This is a genomic window from Enterobacter sp. BNK-8 (assembly GCF_048685095.1).
Taxonomy (GTDB): Bacteria; Pseudomonadota; Gammaproteobacteria; order Enterobacterales; family Enterobacteriaceae; genus Enterobacter; species Enterobacter quasiroggenkampii.
The window spans coordinates 3,478,809-3,499,594 of sequence record NZ_JBLQTN010000001.1 but is presented as its reverse complement, the minus strand read 5'-3'; the positions used below and the strand labels follow the sequence as shown (position 1 = coordinate 3,499,594).

The window sequence follows — 20,786 nt, the reverse complement described above, 5'->3', positions numbered from 1 at the left end:
CTTTGCGCTGTGGCGTAATCATCAAAACGCATTTATCCGGAGAAGACCATGCCACGCCCGCTGAACCAGACTGATACCGATTTGAACGCCGACAACCTGCTGCGCCTGCCTGCCGAGTTTGGCTGCCCGGTGTGGGTCTACGACGCGCAGATCGTCCGCGAGAAGATCGCCGCCCTGCATCAGTTCGACGTGGTGCGTTTTGCCCAGAAGGCCTGCTCCAATATTCATATTCTGCGCCTGATGCGCGAGCAGGGCGTGAAGGTGGACTCCGTTTCACTCGGCGAAATCGAGCGCGCGCTGGCGGCCGGATACGATCCGAAAGCCGACAGCGACGCGATCGTCTTTACCGCCGATGTGATCGACGATGCGACGCTGGCGCGCGTTCACGAGCTGCAGATCCCGGTGAATGCCGGTTCTGTGGATATGCTGGAGCAGTTGGGTCAGGTTTCTCCCGGCCATCGCGTCTGGCTGCGCGTGAACCCGGGCTTTGGTCATGGTCACAGCCAAAAAACCAATACCGGCGGCGAAAACAGCAAGCACGGGATCTGGTATGCCGATATGCCTGCCGCGCTGGAGGTATTACAACGCTACAGCCTGAAGCTGGTGGGCATTCATATGCACATTGGCTCAGGGGTGGATTACGGCCACCTGGAGCAGGTGTGCGGCGCGATGGTGCGTCAGGTTGTCGACTTCGGTCAGGATCTGGAGGCGATCTCTGCGGGCGGTGGTCTCTCCATTCCTTATCGCGAAGGGGAAGAGGCGATCGATACCGATCACTATTACGGTCTGTGGAGCGCCGCGCGCGATCAAATCGCCGCGCATCTTGGCCACGCGGTAAAACTGGAAATTGAGCCGGGCCGTTTCCTGGTGGCAGAAGCCGGTGTGCTGGTTTCGCAGGTGCGCAGCGTGAAGGAGATGGGGTCTCGCCACTTCGTACTGATTGACGCGGGCTTTAACGACCTGATGCGTCCGTCCATGTACGGTAGCTATCACCACATTACCGCCCTGGCTGCCGACGGCCGCGATTTAACGCAGGCGCCGCGCGTTGAGACGGTCGTTGCGGGGCCACTGTGCGAATCGGGTGACGTGTTTACCCAGCAGGAAGGCGGCAAAGTGGAGACCCGCTCGCTGCCAGAGGTCAAGCCGGGGGATTACCTTGTGCTGCACGACACCGGCGCGTACGGGGCGTCTATGTCATCTAACTACAATAGCCGCCCGCTGCTGCCGGAAGTGCTGTTTGATAACGGCAAGGCGCGGCTGATCCGCCGTCGCCAGACCATTCAGGAACTGCTGGCTTTAGAACTCATCTGAGTAAAGTAGGGCCCGGTGGTGACCGAATCGCGTAAGACCAGCGTGCCGGTAAACGGCGGGATGGCATCGACCGGCTGGTTTCTTGCCAGCCGGATCGCCTGATCGATGGCGGTGACAATCATATTGTCGATGGGCAGATAAACCGATGAGAGCGCAGGCTCCAGCCATTTCGCGCTAGGGGCATCGTCAAAGCCGAACAGTGAAATATCCTGCGGGATTTTAAGCCCCGCCTGGTGCAACGCTTTGGACGCGCCCAGCGCCATGTCGTCGTTACAGGCAAACAGGGCGCTAAACGATACACCGTCGGCAATCAATTCCTTGCAAAGCTCATATCCCCCGGTCATTCCCGCATCGCCGTACTTTATCCGACGCTCGTCCAGACGGATGCCGTGCTTTTCCAGCGCCTTGCGATAGCCCATCAGCCTCGCTTTCCCGGTTGGGGTATGGATCGGGACGGTGATACAGGCGATCTCCCGATGCCCCTGTTCGATCAGATAATCCACAGCCTTAAATGCGGCATCCTGCTGTTCGAAGAACACGCAGCGATCCGGCGCCTGGCTCACTTCACGGTTAATGACCACCAGCGGTGTTTTTACGGTGTTCATCAGTTTGATGATCGCTTTTTCGCTCATATAGCGCGTATAAAGCACGATGGCATCGCACTGGCGATCGGCCAGCATCTGCACCGCCTGTTCTTCCTGTTCCGGCGCGTCGTGACCGTCGGTGACGATCAGCTGTTTCCCGTGGGTTTCAGTCTGCCGCGACGCCTGCTGGAGAAGGCGGCCAAAGTAAAAGCCGTCGAAGGTCGAGACGACCAGACCAATGCTGTTGCTGGTCTGGTTAGCCAGCGAGCGTGCGAGAAAGTTCGGCCGATAGCCCAGCTCTTCCATCGCAGCAAACACCTGCTGACGCGTACTCTCTTTAACCTGACCCGTGCCGTTCAGCACGCGCGATACCGTGGCCTTCGACACGCCCGCGCGCAGTGAGACATCCAGCATTGTTGCCATTCTACATTCCTGCTTCCACGTAATGATCTGCAGTTTAACACAGAGCTTACGCCGTATAAGCGATGCGGGAAGCGCAAAAATTCCGCCACGATCACGCTTTTTGGTAACGATTCGTCAGGCCTGCCTGAAGTCAAACTAAATAGTCTGACTCTGGTAAAATAATCGCCAATCGAGCTGGAGACGTCAGGCCAGCCCATTAATGAGAATACGCAGGTGAAACGTGAAAAAGACAGTTATCCTCCCGCTTTACGATGCACCGCAGTATGCTGAGCAGGTTACCGACTGGATCTGGCAGGCCTTTGGTGAAGGGCTTCCCGGGAATTTTTCCACAGTATTGTTGAGCACAGCCAGACGCCGGGGGCATTACCGCTGACGTTTATTGCCGTTGAGGACGAAAAGCTTCTTGGTACGGTGGGGCTCTGGCGCTGCGATTTGATCACCCGACAGGATCTCTGTCCGTGGCTGGCGGCGCTGTACGTTGACGACGCGGCGCGAGGCAAGGGGCTGGCGGGAGAACTTCAGCGGCATGTTATCGCTTACGCCGCGCAGTCCGGGTATGAGGAACTCCATCTCTGGTCTGCCTGCCGCGACTTCTACGAACGTTACGGCTGGCAGTATATCGGTGATGGGCTGGAATACCCCAACACGCGGGTTCACCTCTACCGTTATTCGCTCTGCGCTTCTGCAGGCGACGCAACGGAGTGACGACGGACCAGCGTCGGGCTAAACAGATGCGTTATTTCCGGCGGCTGACGCTGTTCAGCCAGCGCGAGTGCCAGCTCGGCGGCCTGCGTTGCCATGGTGATGATTGGGTAGCGCACGGTGGTCAGCCGCGGGCGAACGTAGCGGGAGACCAGCACGTCGTCGAAGCCAATCAGCGAAATTTCCGCCGGTACCTCAATCCCGTTGTCATTCAACACCCCCATCGCCCCTGCGGCCATGGAGTCGTTATAGCTGGCAACCGCCGTGAAATTCCGTCCGCGACCCAGCAGCTCGGTCATGGCCTGTTCACCGCCGCTCTCATCCGGTTCGCCGTAGGCCACCAGACGGTCATTACACGGCAGCCCGTTTTCACGCAGGGCGTCGTAGTAGCCCTGCAGGCGATCCTCCGCATCGGAAATGGGGTGATTGGAACAGAGATAGCCAATTCGGGTATGGCCCTGCTGAATCAGGTGCCGCGTGGCAAGCCATGCGCCGTAGCGGTCGTCGAGCGCCACGCAGCGTTTCTCAAAACCGGGAATGATACGGTTGATAATCACCATGCCCGGCATCTGCTTCATCAGATGAATCAGTTCGGCATCCGGGATCATTTTGGCGTGAACCACCAGCGCCGCACAGCGGTGGCGGATCAGCTGTTCAATGGCCTGGCGTTCCTTTTGTTCGTTATGATAGCCATTGCCGATCAGCAAAAAATTGCCTGTCTGATAAGACACCTGTTCAACCGCTTTCACCATGGCGCCGAAAAAGGGATCGGAAACATCCCCCACCACCAGCCCGATGGTTTCTGTAGACTGCTGGGCGAGCGCGCGGGCATTGGCATTGGGATGATAATTCAGGGATTCCATGGCGCTTTGTACCGCCTGACGTGATGCGTCACTGGCTTTTGGTGAATCATTAATTACGCGCGAGACGGTTGCCACCGACACGCCTGCCAGACGGGCCACATCCTTTATTGTCGCCATTCATTACCTTCTTATTGGGGGTAAGCGTTTACACACCAAATAGTGTTGCGGAAAAGCGGCGTGCATTCAAGGGGAGCGGATTTTCGCGCTCCACAAACGTGACGCAGCACACCCCTGGCGGTGTAATCGTTACACGCCCAGTCATGTCTGAAGAATGTGAATCTGAACCTTTAGTTACACTTTGCCTCAGGCTGTTGCGATTGTCCGATAGCAAGGGTGTAAAAGAGGTTGATACAGTTGAGATCCCAGAGGTATTGATTGGTGAGAATTCTTAGTACGGTTTCGTACTCATCTCTTGCACCAACCTGCGCGGATGCGCAGGTTTTTTTTCGCCTCCACTTTTGCTGTCGCTCCCTTACCACTTCTCGTGTAATCTGCCACCATTTACTATCGACCCTCCACACTGGCTGGCAAAGGGAGTTGAGATGCTATTTGGGTTCTTCCGTACGCTTTTCCGTATTCTGTTTCGCATCCGCATCACCGGCGATGCCCGGGCGCTTCGCGGCGAACGCGTTCTCATCACACCAAACCATGTTTCCTTTATAGACGGCATTCTGCTGGCGCTGTTTTTGCCCGTGCGCCCGGTGTTTGCGGTGTATACCTCCATCAGCCAGCAGTGGTACATGCGCTGGCTCACGCCGTTGATTGATTTTGTCCCGCTCGACCCGACAAAACCGATGATGATTAAACATCTGGTACGCCTGGTCGAGCAGGGGCGCCCGGTGGTCATTTTCCCGGAAGGGCGTATCTCCGTGACCGGTTCGTTGATGAAAATCTACGACGGCGCGGGGTTTGTCGCGGCGAAGTCAAAAGCAACCGTGGTGCCGCTGCGTATTGAAGGCGCGGAGCTGACCCATTTCAGCCGTCTCAAGGGGCTGGTGAAGCAGCGTCTGTTCCCCAAAATCACGTTGCATATCCTGCCGCCAACGTCGTTACCGATGCCCGACGCGCCGCGTGCCCGCGATCGCCGTAAAATCGCCGGGGAAATGCTGCATCAGATTATGATGGAAGCGCGTATGGCCGTGCGCCCGCGCGAAACGCTCTACGAATCCCTGCTTTCCGCGCAGTACCGCTATGGCGCGAAGAAAAACTGCATCGAAGACATCAACTTTACCCCGGATACCTATCGCAAACTGCTGACCAAGACCCTGTTTGTGGGCCGTATTCTGGAGAAGTACAGCAAAAAGGGCGAAAAGATTGGCCTGATGCTGCCTAACGCGGGCATCAGCGCGGCGGTGATTTTCGGCGCGGTTTCCCGGGGCCGGATCCCGGCGATGATGAACTACACGGCGGGCGTGAAGGGGCTGACTAGCGCCATTACTGCCGCTCAGATTAATACCGTCTTTACCTCCCGTCAGTTTCTGGACAAAGGCAAGCTCTGGCATCTTCCCGAGCAGCTCACCCAGGTGCGCTGGGTCTTCCTGGAGGATCTGAAAGCGGACGTGACCACCGGCGACAAGCTGTGGATTTTTGCGCATCTGCTGGTGCCGCGTCTGGCGCAGGTCAAACAGCAGCCGGAAGATGACGCCATTATCCTCTTCACGTCAGGCTCAGAGGGCAACCCGAAAGGCGTCGTCCACAGCCACAAGAGCATTCTGGCGAACGTTGAGCAGATTAAAAGTATCGCCGACTTTACCGCGAACGACCGCTTTATGTCGGCGCTGCCGCTGTTCCACTCCTTTGGCCTGACGGTGGGGCTGTTCACGCCGCTCCTGACCGGCGCAGAAGTGTTCCTCTACCCGAGCCCGCTGCATTACCGCATTGTGCCGGAGCTGGTGTATGACCGTAACTGTACCGTTCTGTTCGGGACCTCAACCTTCCTGGGGAACTATGCGCGTTTCGCCAATCCGTATGATTTTTATCGCGTGCGGTATGTGGTGGCTGGTGCGGAAAAACTGCAGGAGAGCACGCGCCAGATCTGGCAGGACAAGTTTGGCCTGCGCATTCTCGAAGGCTATGGCGTTACCGAGTGTGCGCCCGTGGTCTCGATTAACGTGCCGATGGCGGCGAAACCGGGTACGGTTGGCCGAATTCTGCCGGGGATGGACGCGCGTCTGCTGGCGGTGCCGGGCATTGAGGACGGTGGCCGCCTGCAGCTCAAAGGGCCAAACGTGATGAACGGGTATCTGCGCGTGGAAAACCCGGGCGTGCTGGAAGCGCCGACGGCGGAAAACGTCAACGGCGAGGTTGAAACCGGCTGGTACGACACCGGGGATATCGTCCGTTTCGATGAACAGGGCTTTGTACAGATTCAGGGACGCGCGAAACGCTTCGCCAAAATTGCCGGCGAAATGGTCTCTCTGGAAATGGTGGAGCAACTGGCGACGGCAGTGTCCGCCGAGAAGATGCACGCCACGGTGGTGAAGAGCGATGCCAGCAAAGGCGAGGCGCTGGTGCTGTTTACGACCGACGGTGAGCTTAAGCGCGACAGGTTACTGAGCTATGCGCGTGAACACGGTATTCCTGAACTGGCCGTGCCGCGCGATATTCGCTACCTGAAACAGCTCCCGGTACTGGGCAGCGGGAAGCCAGATTTCGTGACCCTGAAAGGCATGGTTGAAGAGGCGGAACAGCAAAATGCGTGAGTCAGTACACACTAACACATCCCTCAGGTCGAAAGGCATGATGGCCGTCATTGCCGCGCAGTTTCTCTCTGCGTTCGGCGATAACGCGCTGCTGTTTGCCACGCTGGCGCTGCTGAAAGCCGAGTTTTACCCCGACTGGAGTCAGCCGATCCTGCAGATGGTGTTTGTGGGCGCTTACATTATTTTTGCTCCATTTGTGGGGCAGGTGGCGGACAGTTTCCCGAAAGGCCGGGTGATGATGTTTGCCAACGGTCTCAAGCTGCTGGGGGCGGCCAGCATTTGCTTTGGCTTCAATCCGTTTATTGGCTACACGCTGGTGGGCATTGGAGCCGCCGCCTACTCCCCGGCGAAGTACGGCATTCTCGGCGAGTTGACCACCGGGGATAAGCTGGTGAAAGCCAATGGTCTGATGGAGTCATCTACTATTGCCGCTATCCTGATTGGCTCCGTTGCGGGCGGCGTGCTGGCCGACTGGCATGTTCTGGCGGCACTGGGCGTGTGTGCGGTGGTGTATGGCGGGGCGGTCGTGGCGAACCTGTTTATTCCGAAGCTGCCTGCGGCTCGCCCGGGTCAATCCTGGCGATTTAAACCGATGACCGGCAGTTTCTTTACCGCCTGCCGCGTGCTGTGGCGTAACGGTGAAACGCGTTTCTCCCTGATGGGGACCAGCATGTTCTGGGGCGCGGGCGTCACCCTGCGCTTCCTGCTGGTTCTGTGGGTGCCGGTGGCGCTGGGCATTACGGACAACGCGACGCCAACCTATCTTAATGCGATGGTGGCTATCGGGATTGTGGTTGGGGCGGGCGCGGCGGCGAAGTTGGTCACGCTGGAGACGGTCGCACGCTGCATGCCCGCCGGGATCCTGATTGGCGTCGTGGTGCTTATCTTCTCGCTGCAGCATGCGTTATTGCCCGCGTATGCCCTCCTCATCCTGATTGGTATTCTGGGGGGCTTCTTCGTAGTGCCGCTGAATGCGTTACTGCAGGAGCGGGGCAAGCAGACCGTCGGGGCAGGCAATGCCATTGCGGTACAAAACCTGGGTGAAAACCTGGCAATGCTGTTCATGCTGGGGCTCTACTCGCTGGCGGTAAAAGTGGGTGTGCCGGTGGTGGGGATTGGCGTCGGGTTTGGCGGGCTGTTTGCGATTGCGATTGCGGGTTTGTGGATGTGGCAACGTCGCCGTTGATATCTGGCCGGGTGGCGGCTTCGCCTTACCCGGCCTGGGTTTGAGCACCTGTAGGCCCGGTAAGCGTAGCGCCAGCGGGCAAAAGCGTCAGGCTATGGTGCAGGATAAGTATAAACCTGATGCACTGCTTCAATCTCCGCTAACACCTCTTCACTCAGGTTCAGGTGGAAACTCTCAATATTGGTTTTCAGCTGTTCCATCGTGGTTGCGCCCAGCAGGGTACTGGCAACAAACGGCTGACGACGCACGAAGGCCAGCGCCATCTGCGCAGGGTCAAGGCCGTGACGCTTCGCGATATCCACATAAGCGGCAACGGCTTTCTGCGTCTGCTCGCCGCTGTAGCGGGTGAAGCGGCTAAAGAGGGTGTTACGCGCCCCGGCCGGTTTCGCGCCGTTCAGGTATTTCCCCGTCAGGGTGCCGAAGCCGAGACAGGAGTAAGCAAGCAGTTCCACTTCTTCATACTGCGTCACTTCGGCCAGACCCACTTCATAGCTGCGGTTAAGCAGGCTGTACGGGTTCTGAATAGTCACAATACGCGGCAGATCGTGCTTATCCGCCAGGTGCAGATAGCGCATGACCCCAAAGGCCGTTTCGTTAGACACGCCAATGTAGCGGATTTTTCCCGCACGCTGGCATTCGGTCAGCGCTTCCAGCGTTTCCAGCAGCGTCACCGCGGGGGCGCTCTCATTCCAGCTGTACCCGAGCTTGCCAAAGCAGTTGGTTGGCCGCTGCGGCCAGTGTACCTGGTACAGGTCGAGATAGTCGGTTTGCAGGCGCTTGAGGCTGGCGTCCAGCGCGGCGCGGATATTTTTGCGATCGAGGATCTGGTTCGGGCGGATCCCGGTATCGTTGTTGCGCGCGGGGCCGCTGACTTTGGAGGCAATCACCAGCTTTTCACGGTTGCCGCGTTTTGCCAGCCAGTTACCGACGTAGGTTTCGGTCAGTCCCTGCGTCTCAGGACGTGGCGGAACAGGGTACATCTCTGCGACATCAATCAGGTTAATGCCCTGGCTGACGGCATAATCGAGTTGTGCATGGGCATCGGCTTCGCTGTTTTGTTCACCAAATGTCATCGTGCCCAACCCCAGTTGGCTAATTTCCAGAGCGCTGTGGGGGATACGGTGATAATGCATAGCCGGCTTCCTCAGTAGACATATAAACCGCGTCAGGGCGTACCCGACAAAGGAATATAAACATGGCAGAGGGGAAGCAAAAGGGGAAGAAAAAAATCAAAAAGGCCAGCAAGCGACTGACCTCTCTCTGATTATCGCTCGATAATTTGCGATACTTCGTCGCGATTGATCTGCATTTTATTGCCTTCCTGGTCGCGGTAGCTGACCAGACCAGTATCATCGTCGACTTCGGGTTTACCGTCGGTCAGGATCATTCGACCATCTTTTGTCGCCATGACGTAATCGCTACTACAGCCCGATACGGCAAACGCTAAACCGACTGCTGACACTAATACTGCCCATTTTTTCATCGTTATCGTCCTCATCTGGCTTGTATCAAATCATAATCTAGTATTAACCCGATATGGCGAGTTGAGGAAGCGGTAAAATCTTAAAAAGCAGTCGATTATGTTTGAGAGCTCTCAAAATAAGTAAAAAACTATGTTTTCAACAGGAAATGACGTGCGAGTAGTGCGCCGGTGAAATTCTTTTTGAGATAAAAACCGCGCGGCAACGTCAGTATCGGCTCACCCTGCGCGCCGATTGCCTCGGTAAGGGCTTTACTGTTGGCTGCTTTTGGGCGCAGCTGTAATACCTCTCCGTGTCGGGCGGTGATGCGCTCAACCTGCCCAAGAACAATCATGTCCATCAGCTCTTCCCAGTCCAGACGCAGCTGATGCTCCTCATCCTCGTCCGGGCTCCAGAGCAGCGGCGCGCCAACGCGACGGTCGGCCAGGGGAATCTGACGTTCACCCTCAACCGGTACCCACAATACGCGCTTCAGCTTGTGACGAACGTGGCTGGTTTCCCACGTTACGCCGGTATTGCCGGTTAATGGCGCAACGCAGACAAAGGTGGTCTCAAGCGGCTTGCCCTGGCGGTCTACAGGAATGGTTTTTAGCTCCACGCCAAGGGCTGCAAAATCTTGCTCAGGTTTGCTCCCTGCGCTGGCACCCAGCCACAGCTCCAGCAGCATGCCGATCCAGCCTTTATCCCGTTTCAGATCCTTCGGGATCGGCAGCCCGGCCATTGCTGCCAGCTCGCCAAGCGAAAAACCGGCCAGACGCTGTGCCTGCAGTAGCAACTGGCTCTCACTGGACGGTGGTGAGCCCAAGGGTGTAAGCGGATGCATGACGGTAACCTTTTGATTAAAAAATAAACGAAGAAATTGTCCCCTGTGGATAGAGTTTAACTTTTTCTGTACCAATATGACATCTCTATGATTTATAGGTTTTTTTATCGGTCTGAAATCGTTTCGCCTGGGTGGAAAAAGCGGTTGTTCAAATCTGGTCACTGACAATGAACAGGATCTTACACCATGTTATCCACAGAAAAATGGGATAACTGGGCATAACCCTGACTACTGTTTCCATTTACAGCCTTGACGTGCGATGAAAATCGAATTTTCACACAAATTGTGACTAACTTATTGGCACAATCTGTGGATAAAACCGACGCTGTTCGATCTTTCATCAGCACGACGAACCCTGGTGTGACGATCGTCACGCTATTCAGTTTTTTGTTTACGTAAATGCATCTAACTCTATGAATATAATCATGTTAATGAATGCGAGCAAAAGAGGGTGTGCGGCGGTCGTTGAGGTTGTTCATCGGTAATCAGACACTTCTTCACAACTATATCCACAGAAAAGGTGAATAAAATTCCCTTCACTGTCGCTCATCTGTTTATAACTCAGCACTTATTTGTGAGTTATTCAATTGTTATTAGGTTGCAGGCCTGTAAGAGAGTGGTTTACCGCCTCCCTGTAGTGTGAAACAATCATTCATATATAAGGTTTAGTTTGGGGTAGTCCGGTGATTGATGACGATGGCTACCGCCCGAACGTAGGAATAGTAATTTGTAATCGTCAGGGCCAGGTGATGTGGGCCCGTCGATATGGTCAACACTCCTGGCAGTTCCCGCAAGGCGGGATCAATCCGGGAGAGTCCCCAGAACAAGCGATGTACCGGGAGCTTTTTGAAGAGGTCGGTTTGAGCCGAAAAGATGTTCGCATCCTGGCTTCGACCCGCAACTGGTTGCGTTACAAGTTACCGAAACGTTTGGTGCGTTGGGACACAAAGCCGGTTTGTATCGGCCAGAAACAGAAGTGGTTTCTGTTGCAGTTGGTGGGCAACGATTCAGACATCAATATGCAAACCAGCAGTACGCCGGAGTTTGATGGCTGGCGCTGGGTGAGCTATTGGTATCCTGTTCGTCAGGTCGTGTCATTTAAGCGCGATGTTTACCGTAGGGTGATGAAAGAGTTTGCAAGTGTGGTGATGCAGCTTCAGGAGATCCCGCCTAAGCCGCAGAGCGCACCTGCCTGGCGACGTAAAAGAGGTTAAGCTACGCAAATCATGCTCACCCGCTTGCGAGAAATAGTCGAGAAGGTGGCCAGCGCGCCGCGTCTGAACGAGGCGTTGAATATTCTGGTCACCGACATCTGTCTTGCGATGGAGACCGAGGTCTGTTCGGTGTATCTGGCCGACCACGATCGGCGCTGCTATTACCTGATGGCGACCCGTGGTTTGAAAAAACCACGTGGACGCACCGTTACGCTCGCATTTGATGAAGGTATCGTGGGTCTGGTTGGGCGACTGGCTGAACCCATTAACCTTGCTGACGCGCAAAAACACCCCAGCTTTAAATACATCCCCTCCGTAAAAGAAGAGCGCTTCCGCGCTTTCCTTGGCGTGCCGATTATCCAGCGTCGCCAGTTGCTCGGCGTGCTGGTTGTCCAGCAGCGTGAGCTACGTCAGTACGACGAAAGCGAGGAGTCTTTCCTCGTCACGCTGGCCACGCAGATGGCGGCGATCCTCTCTCAGTCTCAGCTTGCCGCGCTCTTTGGTCAGTATCGCCATACGCGCATTCGTGCCCTTCCGGCATCGCCAGGTGTAGCGATTGCTGAAGGCTGGATGGACGCCACGCTGCCGTTAATGGAGCAGGTTTACGAAGCCTCAACGCTTGATGAAGCGCTTGAGCGCGAGCGTCTCACCGCCGCGCTGGAAGAGGCAGCGAATGAATTTCGTCGTTACAGCAAGCGTTTTGCCGCAGGCGCGCAAAAAGAGACGGCGGCCATCTTCGACCTCTATTCGCACCTGCTCTCCGATGCGCGCCTGCGCCGTGAGCTTTTTGCGGAAGTGGATAAAGGCTCGGTCGCAGAGTGGGCGGTTAAGAAGGTCATCGAAAAATTTGCCGACCAGTTTGCGGCACTGACCGACGGTTACCTGAAAGAGCGGGCAGGGGATCTGCGCGCTCTGGGGCAGCGCCTGCTGTTCCATCTTGATGACACCATTCAGGGCCCGAATGCCTGGCCAAAACGGTTTGTTCTGGTCGCCGACGAACTCTCGGCAACGACGCTGGCTGAACTGCCGCAGGACAGGCTGGCCGGTGTGGTGGTGCGCGATGGTGCCGCCAACTCACACGCCGCTATTATGGTGCGCGCGCTGGGCATCCCTACCGTTATGGGGGCGGACATTCAGCCGTCGGTGCTGCACCGACGTACGCTGGTGGTCGACGGCTATCGCGGTGAGCTGCTGGTCGATCCTGAGCCGGTTCTGCTCCAGGAATACCAGCGTCTTATCAGCGAAGAGAATGAATTAAGCAAGCTGGCGGAAGATGACGTTAACCTGCCCGCCCAGCTTAAGAGCGGTGAGCGGATCAAAGTCATGCTCAATGCCGGTTTAAGCCCCGAGCACGAAGAGAAGTTGGGCAGCCGCATCGACGGCATTGGCCTGTACCGAACAGAAATCCCGTTCATGCTGCAGAGCGGTTTCCCCTCTGAAGAGGAGCAGGTGGCGCAGTATCAGGGTATGCTGCAGATGTTTAACGACAAACCTGTCACCCTGCGAACCCTGGACGTCGGGGCGGATAAACAGCTCCCCTATATGCCGATCAGCGAAGAAAACCCGTGCCTGGGCTGGCGTGGGATCCGCATTACGCTCGATCAGCCGGAGATCTTCCTGATCCAGGTGCGCGCGATGCTGCGCGCCAACGCGGCGACGGGCAATCTCAGCATCTTACTGCCGATGGTCACCAGCATTGATGAGATCGACGAGTCCCGGCGGCTGATCGAACGTGCTGGCCGTGAAGTGGAAGAGATGATCGGCTATGCGATCCCGAAACCGCGGATTGGGGTCATGCTTGAAGTGCCCTCCATGGTCTTTATGCTGCCGCAGCTGGCAAACCGCGTTGATTTTATCTCTGTCGGCACCAATGACCTGACGCAATATATTCTGGCCGTCGACCGTAACAATACCCGCGTCGCCAGTATCTACGATAGCCTGCATCCGGCGATTATTCGCGCCTTAGCGATGATTGCCCGAGAAGCGGAGCAGTACGGCATTGATTTACGCCTGTGCGGTGAAATGGCCGGGGATTCCATGTGCGTTGCGATCCTGATTGGTCTGGGATACCGCCATCTGTCGATGAACGGTCGCGCTGTTGCTCGCGTGAAATACCTGTTGCGGCATATCGACATCGATGATGCCCGCGAGCTGGCAGAACGCAGCCTTGAGGCGCAGCTGGCAGCGGAGGTCCGTCATCAGGTCGCGGCGTTTATGGAACGACGCGGTATGGGCGGTCTGATCCGCGGCGGCCGCTAAAGCCTTTCTCCCTCTCCCACAGGGAGAGGGGCGAGGTGAGGGCACCAGCGTACATAAAACCCTATACACATCTTTTACATCTCTGGCGCATCCTCCGCGCCCGCCTTGTGCTATGATTCGCAACTTTGGAGCCTCTGCTTACGGCAGAATCGCATTTCTACCGCTGTCCACTTTCAGCGGAATAACAACATCTTGTGGTGACAGATGAACAGTGGTTATCTGCATTTTCCGGAGTTTGATCCGGTCATTTTCTCAGTAGGACCTGTTTCGCTTCACTGGTACGGTCTGATGTACCTGGTGGGCTTCATTTTTGCCATGTGGCTCGCGGGTCGTCGCGCCAGCCGTCCTGGCAGCGGCTGGACTAAAAACGAAGTTGAAAACCTGCTGTATGCGGGCTTCCTCGGCGTGTTCCTCGGTGGCCGTATTGGGTACGTATTGTTCTATAACTTCCCGGTATTCCTGAACGATCCGCTCTATCTGTTCCGCGTCTGGGACGGCGGCATGTCCTTCCACGGCGGCCTGATTGGGGTGATCCTGGTGATGGTGATTTTTGCCAAACGCACCAAACGCAACTTCTTCCAGGTGTCCGATTTTATCGCGCCGCTGATCCCGTTTGGTCTCGGGGCGGGCCGTCTGGGCAACTTCATCAACGGTGAGCTGTGGGGCCGCGTCGACCCGAGCGTTTCCTTTACCATGCTGTTCCCGGGCTCGCGCGCGGAAGACATGGCGCTGCTGCCGTCGCATCCTGAGTGGCAGTCCATTTTCGATACCTACGGCGTGCTGCCGCGCCATATGTCTCAGCTGTACGAGCTGGCGCTGGAAGGCGTGGTGCTGTTTATCATCCTCAACCTGTTTATCCGCAAACCGCGCCCGATGGGGGCTGTCTCCGGCCTGTTCCTGATTGGCTACGGTGCATTCCGCATCATCGTCGAATTCTTCCGCCAGCCGGACGCACAGTTTACCGGCGAGTGGGTACAGTACATCAGCATGGGGCAGATCCTCTCCATTCCGATGATTGTCGCGGGTGCCATTATGATGATTTGGGCGTATCGTCGTCGTCCACAGCAACAGATTTCCTGAGGAACCATGAAACAGTATCTTGAACTGATGAAAAAAGTGCTCGATGAGGGCACGCCGAAAAACGACCGCACCGGCACCGGTACGCTCTCCATTTTTGGCCACCAGATGCGCTTCAATCTGCAGGAAGGCTTCCCGCTGGTGACGACAAAGCGCTGCCATCTGCGCTCGATCATTCATGAACTGCTCTGGTTCCTGCAAGGCGATACCAACGTTGCGTATCTGCACGAAAATAACGTCTCGATCTGGGACGAATGGGCAGATGAAAACGGCAATCTGGGCCCGGTATACGGCAAGCAGTGGCGCGCATGGCCCACGCCTGATGGCCGCCATATTGACCAGATCACCACCGTGATGAACCAGCTGAAAAACGATCCGGACTCGCGCCGCATCATCGTTTCCGCCTGGAACGTCGGCGAGCTGGATAAAATGGCGCTGGCACCGTGCCACGCGTTCTTCCAGTTCTATGTGGCGGATGGAAAGCTCTCCTGCCAGCTCTATCAGCGCTCCTGTGACGTGTTCCTCGGCCTGCCGTTTAACATTGCCAGCTATGCGCTGTTAGTTCACATGATGGCGCAGCAGTGCGACCTGGAAGTGGGCGATTTCGTCTGGACCGGTGGGGATACCCATCTCTACAGCAACCATATGGAACAGACGCATCTCCAGCTGACCCGCGAACCGCGTGCGCTGCCGAAGCTAATTATCAAACGCAAACCGGCATCAATCTTCGACTATCGCTTTGATGATTTCGAGATTGAGGGCTACGACCCGCACCCGGGCATCAAAGCGCCCGTCGCGATCTGATGCGATAAAGCCTGACACAACCGGTGCTGTTTAGCGCCGGTTTTTTTTCGCCTTTCTCCCGTTTCCCGAAGCGCTATCCAGAAAGCGTGCAACGCGCTGCAACTCTCCCACTTCTCCGGATGACGTCTCGTAAAACGAGGATCCGATGCTCGTCATGTCCACGGCGCTTCGCCACACTCCCGGTATGAAAAAAGAGAACGGTTTTACGCTTATCGAAACGCTGGTCGCCGTTTCGCTTGTCGTCATCCTTAGCGCCTCCGGTCTGTACGGCTGGGACAGCTGGCAACGGCAGCAGCGGCTGTGGCAAACCGCCAGCCAGGTGCGAGATTACCTGCTGTTTCTGCGCAACCATGCCAACCGCCACAACCGCGACCATCAAATTACCCGTCAGCGGATGGGGGACCGGGACTGTCTGGCGAGCTCTGCCGTGCAAGGCTGTGAAAAGGACAGTCCCTTTGTGCTGATTCCACTCTGGCCTGAGGTCACGATCGGTGAGGTCACGCCGTCCCTCGGGTTCTACGGATTACGGGATACGGCATGGGCGGGGCGGATAAGCGTTCAAAGCCGTGCTGGAGAATGGTTGATTATTGTCTCAAATGGAGGACGCATCAGGATGTGTCAGGTCTCTGAGGGAGGTTCATGTTGATGAGGCAGTGCGGTTTCTCACTGACAGAAGTGTTGATTGCCACGGCGATGAGCAGCCTTTTGCTGATAAGCGCATCGCGTTTTTTACCCGGGCTACAGCGGGCCGTATTACTGCAATCTGGCCAGCGAGAGCTGGAAGAAGAGGTCTGGCAAGACCTGTTCGCCCTCGGCAAGCAGCTTCAGCGTGCGGGATACTGCGCGGGAAATTGCCAGGGACAGGCGCTGGCGATCGGCAGGCAGGGGAGCTGCATCATTGTGCGATGGGATGCCAACAGTAACGGTCGCTGGGATAGCAGCGCATCAGAAAATGACAGCACCGGTTTTCGTCTGGAATCGGGGGCGCTGGAAACCCTGCGTGGCGCGACGTCGTGTGAAGGAAAAGGGTGGGAAAAGCTCACGGACCCGGACAGGCTTGCGATCGCACATTTTGTCGTGAGGAAAGTGGAACATGCCGGTTTTGCGCCAGAGGTAAATATCGAACTGGCCGCGAGACGTAAAGGCGATAAAGGAGAACCCTGGCAGGCGTTGTATACGGTCACGGGGTATAACCTGTGAGCCGTCAACGCGGGATGTCTTCGCTGGCGCTGGTTCTGCTTTTACTGGTGCTCGGTCCCCTGATCCTGACGGGGCTAAACCAGCAGGTCACAACGTTCAGTGCGCTCGTTGGCGGTGAGAGCCGCTCGCTTCAGCAGCAGGCGACGGCGCAGTCCGCGCTTGAGTGGGGACGTGTTCAGCGCTGGGCGCCAGAGCTACAAATCCAGTGCAAAACGACATCGACATGGCGAGTGTGTTTGCGTCAACTGAGTGAGGCGCGTGTACTACTGATAGCCAGCGGCAACGACCTGCTGCTCTGGCGTGCAGGAGAGATCGTCGACGGGAATGTGCGCTTTTCGCCTCACGGCTGGAGCGATTTTTGTCCTCTTAAGGAGAGCGCGTTATGTCAGCTGCCGTGAGCAGAGAAAAAGGGTTTAGCATGGTTGAGGTCCTGCTGGCGATGATGCTGCTGGTGGTGGTCGTGACCGCACTGTCGGGGTATCACCGGGCGCTGGCGGCGCGGTTCACCGCATTTAACCAGTATCGCCAGCTCTGGCACCATGCCTGGAACCAGTCTCAGCTCTCAACAAATGTTCTTCCTGCAGGCTGGCAGGCCCGTCGGGGGCAGACAACGCTCGCAGGATGTGTCAGCATCACGGTTACACTTATTTCTCCTCTGGGGCGGCGTGGTGAGTTAACGCGTCTGCATTGCCCGGTTAGCCAGTAGTCGGGAGCGTCTATGTTAAGGGTCTACCACTCAAATCGTCTGGATGTGCTGGAAGCACTGATGGAGTTTATCGTTGAGCGCGAGCGGCTTGACGATCCTTTTGAGCCTGAAATGGTGCTGGTGCAGAGCACCGGTATGGCACAGTGGCTGCAAATGTCGCTTTCCCGCAAGTTTGGTATTGCCGCGAATATTGATTTTCCGCTGCCGGCGAGCTTCATCTGGGAGATGTTTGTCCGCGTGTTGCCGGATATCCCGGAGCAGAGCGCGTTCAACAAGCAGGCCATGAGCTGGAAGCTGATGGCGCTGCTGCCGGAAATGCTGCAGCACGATGAATTTGCCATGCTGCGTCACTACCTCAATGACGATACCGACAAGCGCAAGCTGTTCCAGCTGGCGTCGCGCACCGCCGATCTCTACGACCAATACCTTGTTTATCGCTCTGACTGGTTAATTCGTTGGGAAGCGGGCGAGTTGGTTGAAGGCCTGCCGGAGGCGCAAATATGGCAGGCCCCGCTGTGGAAAGCCCTGGTAGAGCATACGGAGAAACTGGGCCAGCCTAAGTGGCACCGTGCCAATCTCTACGATCGGTTTATCTCGATACTTGAAAATGCGTCGGAGCGCCCGGCCCGACTGCCGTCACGCGTATTTATCTGCGGAATATCCGCATTACCCCCTGTCTATCTGAAAGCGTTGAATGCGCTGGGTAAACATATTGATATCCATATTTTGTTTACCAACCCTTGCCGACAGTACTGGGGGGATATCCTCGACGAACGCTGGCTGGCACGGCTGGTGACCCGCCAACGAAAACGCCTTTTTGAAGAACGATCCATCCCGCTGTTTAAAGACGGCTCGACGGCCGGGCAGCTTTTCGATGAAGACGGTATTCAGAACCTGCCCAATCCGCTGCTTGCCTCATGGGGAAAGCTGGGGCGTGACTACATTCACATGCTTTCAGACATCACTTCCTCAGGGGAAGGTGACGTGGATGCCTTTGTTGAGATCGCCCCGGACAGCCTGCTGCATAATATCCAGTTAGATATTCTGGATCTGGAAAACCGTGCCGTCATGGGTGTGACGGCGAACGAGTTCGAACGCAGCGACAATAAGCGAAAACTGGATCCTGACGATCGCAGCATCACGATCCACGTTTGCCACAGCCCGCAGCGTGAGGTCGAAGTGCTTCACGACCAGCTGCTGGCGATGCTGCAGGAAGATCCCGACCTGACGCCACGCGATATCGTAGTGATGGTGGCGGATATCGACAGCTACAGTCCCTTTATTCAGGCCGTCTTTGGCAGCGCGACGGGCGAGCGATACCTGCCTTACGCGATATCTGACCGTCGTGCCCGCCAGTCGCATCCGGTATTGCAGGCGTTTATCACTCTCCTGTCACTGCCGGATAGCCGGTTTATCTCCGAAGATGTCCTGGCGTTGCTGGATGTTCCCGTGCTGGCCGCACGCTTCAACATCAATGAAGAGGGGCTGCGTTACCTTCGTCAGTGGGTTAACGAGTCTGGCGTACGCTGGGGGATCGATGACGATAACGTTCAGGAATTCGAGCTTCCCCCTACCGGGCAGCACACCTGGCGATTTGGCCTGACGCGTATGCTGTTGGGCTATGCCATGGAAAGCAGCCAGGGCGAGTGGAATGAGGTGCTGCCTTACGATGAGTCCAGCGGGTTAATTGCTGAACTGGTGGGGCATTTAGCATCGCTATTAATGCAGCTTAACCGCTGGCGATATGCGCTGTTGCAGCCGCGTCCACTTGAAGAATGGCTCCCTGTCTGCAGGGCGCTACTCAATGATTTCTTCCTGCCGGACAATGACACCGAAGCGGCGATGGCGCTCATTGAAACCCAGTGGCAGGCTATCATCGACGAAGGCGTGAATTCCTACTACCACGAGGCCATCCCGCTGTCGCTATTGCGGGATGAGCTGACGCAGCGGCTTGACCAGGAGCGAATCAGCCAGCGTTTCCTGGCGGGTCCTGTCAATATCTGTACTCTGATGCCCATGCGTTCTATCCCGTTCAGGGTGGTCTGCCTGCTTGGCATGAACGACGGTGTGTATCCGCGCGCGCTGCCGCCGCTGGGGTTCGATTTGATGAGCGCAAACCCAAAACGGGGCGATCGTAGCCGCCGTGATGATGACCGCTATCTCTTCCTGGAAGCGCTCATTTCCGCGCAGAGTAAGCTCTATATCAGCTATATCGGTCGTTCCATTCAGGACAACAGCGAGCGTTTCCCCTCCGTACTGGTGCAGGAGCTGGTGGACTATATCGGCCAGAGCCACTACCTGCCGGGAGATGAGGAGCGCAACTGTGATGAGAGCGAGCAGAGGGTGAAAGCCCATATCACCTGTTTCCACAGCCGCATGCCGTTTGACCCGGTGAACTATATTGCCAGCGAGCGCCAGAGCTACGCCCTTGAGTGGTTGCCGGCGGCGAAAAAGGAAGGGAATGCGCATACCGATTTCATTCAGGAACTTGCCCCGCGCCCTATCGACACTCTGACCTTCGAGCAGCTTCAGCGGTTTTGGGCGCATCCGGTGCGCGCCTTTTTCCAGCAACGACTGCAGGTCAACTTCCGCTCTGAAGAGAGCGAAATTCCTGAGGCAGAGCCGTTTACGCTGGAAGGTCTGGAGCGCTATCAGTTAAATCTGCAGCTGCTGAACGCGCTGGTTGAAGAGGAAGATGCCGACAAACTTTACCGCCGCTACCGTGCTGCAGGTCAGCTGCCCTACGGAGCGTTTGGGGAGATCGTCTGGGAGGCGCAGTGTCAGGAGATGACCGCCCTGGCAGAGCGCGTACGAGCGTGCCGACAGCCAGGGAAAAGTATTGAAATCGATCTCAACTGCAACGGGGTACAGCTCACGGGCTGGTTAACCCAGGTTCAGCCGGATGGGCTGCTGCGCTGGCGACCCTCTATGCTCAGCGTTTCCCAGGGTTTGCAACTCTGGCTCGAACATCTTGTCTACAGTGCGGGTGGGTATAAAGGCGAAAGCCGGATTTTCGTGCGCAAAGAGGGCGAGTGGCGCTTCCCGCCGATGGAAGCCGAGCAGGCGTTAGGGTATCTCTCTTTGTACATTGAGGGCTACCGACAGGGAATGAACAAACCGCTCCTGTTACTGCCGGAAAGTGGCGGCGCCTGGATAAAAGCCTGTTATGACGCGCAGAATGATGCGATGTTAACGGATGAGGCTTCGCTGCAGAAAGCACGCAGCAAATTTATGCAGGCCTACGAAGGAAACATGATGGTGCGGGGCGAAGGGGATGATGTCTGGTATCAGCGTTTGTGGCGAACGCTCGAGCCAGAATACCTGGAGGCTATCACGGAAGAGGCGCAGCGCTACCTGCTGCCGTTGTTTAAATTTAATCAGTCCTGAGCGCTGTATAAAAATTGCGCAGATAAGGGTGTTCATTTATGATGCATTTCTTATCACGGACTGA

17 protein-coding genes and 1 pseudogene are annotated in these 20,786 nt (G+C 56.5%); 13 read left to right on the top strand and 5 right to left on the bottom strand.

Features of this window, described 5'->3' with window-relative positions; translation table 11 throughout:
• Positions 1-48 precede the first annotated feature (48 nt).
• Positions 49-1,311 (top strand): diaminopimelate decarboxylase, encoded by a 1,263-nt coding sequence (lysA, locus tag ACMGGU_RS16820; RefSeq protein WP_047072216.1) that lies wholly within the window; start codon positions 49-51, stop codon positions 1,309-1,311.
• Here lysA and ACMGGU_RS16815 read toward each other — a convergent pair.
• Positions 1,281-2,318: a LacI family DNA-binding transcriptional regulator gene (locus ACMGGU_RS16815; protein ID WP_111967509.1), complete on the bottom strand. Its 1,038-nt coding sequence runs from the start codon at positions 2,316-2,318 to the stop codon at positions 1,281-1,283. The genes lysA and ACMGGU_RS16815 overlap by 31 nt on opposite strands.
• A 220-nt stretch (positions 2,319-2,538) precedes the next feature.
• Between ACMGGU_RS16815 and ACMGGU_RS16810 the strand changes: the two are divergent.
• Positions 2,539-3,023 (top strand): annotated as a pseudogene (locus ACMGGU_RS16810) (GNAT family N-acetyltransferase).
• Here the strand turns inward: ACMGGU_RS16810 and galR are convergent.
• On the bottom strand, positions 2,984-4,000 hold the full coding sequence (galR, locus tag ACMGGU_RS16805; protein WP_021242019.1) for an HTH-type transcriptional regulator GalR: 1,017 nt from the start codon (positions 3,998-4,000) through the stop codon (positions 2,984-2,986). The pseudogene ACMGGU_RS16810 and the gene galR overlap by 40 nt on opposite strands.
• A 425-nt stretch (positions 4,001-4,425) precedes the next feature.
• On the opposite strand from galR, the gene aas reads away from it, so the two are divergent.
• Complete coding sequence (gene aas, locus ACMGGU_RS16800; protein WP_045909892.1) at positions 4,426-6,585, top strand: bifunctional acyl-ACP--phospholipid O-acyltransferase/long-chain-fatty-acid--ACP ligase; 2,160 nt, start codon at positions 4,426-4,428, stop codon at positions 6,583-6,585.
• Positions 6,578-7,771, top strand: a complete 1,194-nt coding sequence (lplT, locus tag ACMGGU_RS16795) for a lysophospholipid transporter LplT (RefSeq protein ID WP_126533999.1) — start codon at positions 6,578-6,580, stop codon at positions 7,769-7,771. Before aas ends, lplT begins: the two co-directional genes overlap by 8 nt.
• A 92-nt stretch (positions 7,772-7,863) precedes the next feature.
• Here lplT and ACMGGU_RS16790 read toward each other — a convergent pair whose 3' ends face one another.
• From ACMGGU_RS16790 to mutH, 3 genes are all read right to left on the bottom strand, one after another.
• Positions 7,864-8,904 carry an NADP(H)-dependent aldo-keto reductase gene (locus tag ACMGGU_RS16790; protein WP_023309049.1) on the bottom strand — a complete coding sequence of 347 codons (1,041 nt, stop codon included), beginning with the start codon at positions 8,902-8,904 and terminating at the stop codon, positions 7,864-7,866.
• A gap of 131 nt (positions 8,905-9,035) precedes the next feature.
• Positions 9,036-9,254, bottom strand: coding sequence for a YgdI/YgdR family lipoprotein (locus tag ACMGGU_RS16785; protein WP_008499668.1), 219 nt, complete (start codon positions 9,252-9,254; stop codon positions 9,036-9,038).
• Positions 9,255-9,382: 128 nt separating this feature from the next.
• Complete coding sequence (gene mutH, locus ACMGGU_RS16780; RefSeq protein ID WP_047747241.1) at positions 9,383-10,075, bottom strand: DNA mismatch repair endonuclease MutH; 693 nt, start codon at positions 10,073-10,075, stop codon at positions 9,383-9,385.
• A 683-nt stretch (positions 10,076-10,758) separates the two neighbouring features.
• On the opposite strand from mutH, the gene rppH reads away from it, so the two are divergent.
• From rppH to recC, 9 genes are all read left to right on the top strand, one after another.
• Positions 10,759-11,289, top strand: coding sequence for an RNA pyrophosphohydrolase (gene rppH / locus ACMGGU_RS16775; RefSeq protein ID WP_013098553.1), 531 nt, complete (start codon positions 10,759-10,761; stop codon positions 11,287-11,289).
• A gap of 12 nt (positions 11,290-11,301) precedes the next feature.
• Complete coding sequence (gene ptsP / locus ACMGGU_RS16770; protein ID WP_032643187.1) at positions 11,302-13,548, top strand: phosphoenolpyruvate--protein phosphotransferase; 2,247 nt, start codon at positions 11,302-11,304, stop codon at positions 13,546-13,548.
• Between the two features lie 204 nt (positions 13,549-13,752).
• Positions 13,753-14,628 carry a prolipoprotein diacylglyceryl transferase gene (gene lgt, locus ACMGGU_RS16765; RefSeq protein WP_048224706.1) on the top strand — a complete coding sequence of 292 codons (876 nt, stop codon included), beginning with the start codon at positions 13,753-13,755 and terminating at the stop codon, positions 14,626-14,628.
• 6 nt (positions 14,629-14,634) lie between these two features.
• A complete protein-coding gene (thyA, locus tag ACMGGU_RS16760) occupies positions 14,635-15,429 on the top strand; it encodes a thymidylate synthase (protein ID WP_014885081.1) in 795 nt (264 codons plus the stop codon).
• Positions 15,430-15,613: 184 nt separating this feature from the next.
• Positions 15,614-16,075, top strand: a complete 462-nt coding sequence (locus ACMGGU_RS16755; protein ID WP_111967523.1) for a prepilin peptidase-dependent protein — start codon at positions 15,614-15,616, stop codon at positions 16,073-16,075.
• Positions 16,069-16,629 (top strand): prepilin peptidase-dependent protein, encoded by a 561-nt coding sequence (locus ACMGGU_RS16750; protein WP_126533998.1) that lies wholly within the window; start codon positions 16,069-16,071, stop codon positions 16,627-16,629. Before ACMGGU_RS16755 ends, ACMGGU_RS16750 begins: the two co-directional genes overlap by 7 nt.
• A complete protein-coding gene (locus tag ACMGGU_RS16745; protein ID WP_126533996.1) occupies positions 16,626-17,027 on the top strand; it encodes a DUF2509 family protein in 402 nt (133 codons plus the stop codon). The genes ACMGGU_RS16750 and ACMGGU_RS16745 overlap by 4 nt, the downstream gene beginning before the upstream one ends.
• A complete protein-coding gene (locus ACMGGU_RS16740) occupies positions 17,012-17,335 on the top strand; it encodes a prepilin-type N-terminal cleavage/methylation domain-containing protein (protein WP_045909886.1) in 324 nt (107 codons plus the stop codon). Before ACMGGU_RS16745 ends, ACMGGU_RS16740 begins: the two co-directional genes overlap by 16 nt.
• 12 nt (positions 17,336-17,347) lie before the next feature.
• The gene (recC, locus tag ACMGGU_RS16735) at positions 17,348-20,722 is read left to right on the top strand and encodes an exodeoxyribonuclease V subunit gamma (protein ID WP_063622383.1); all 3,375 of its coding nucleotides are present in this window, start codon (positions 17,348-17,350) and stop codon (positions 20,720-20,722) included.
• The last annotated feature ends 64 nt before the right edge of the window (positions 20,723-20,786 follow it).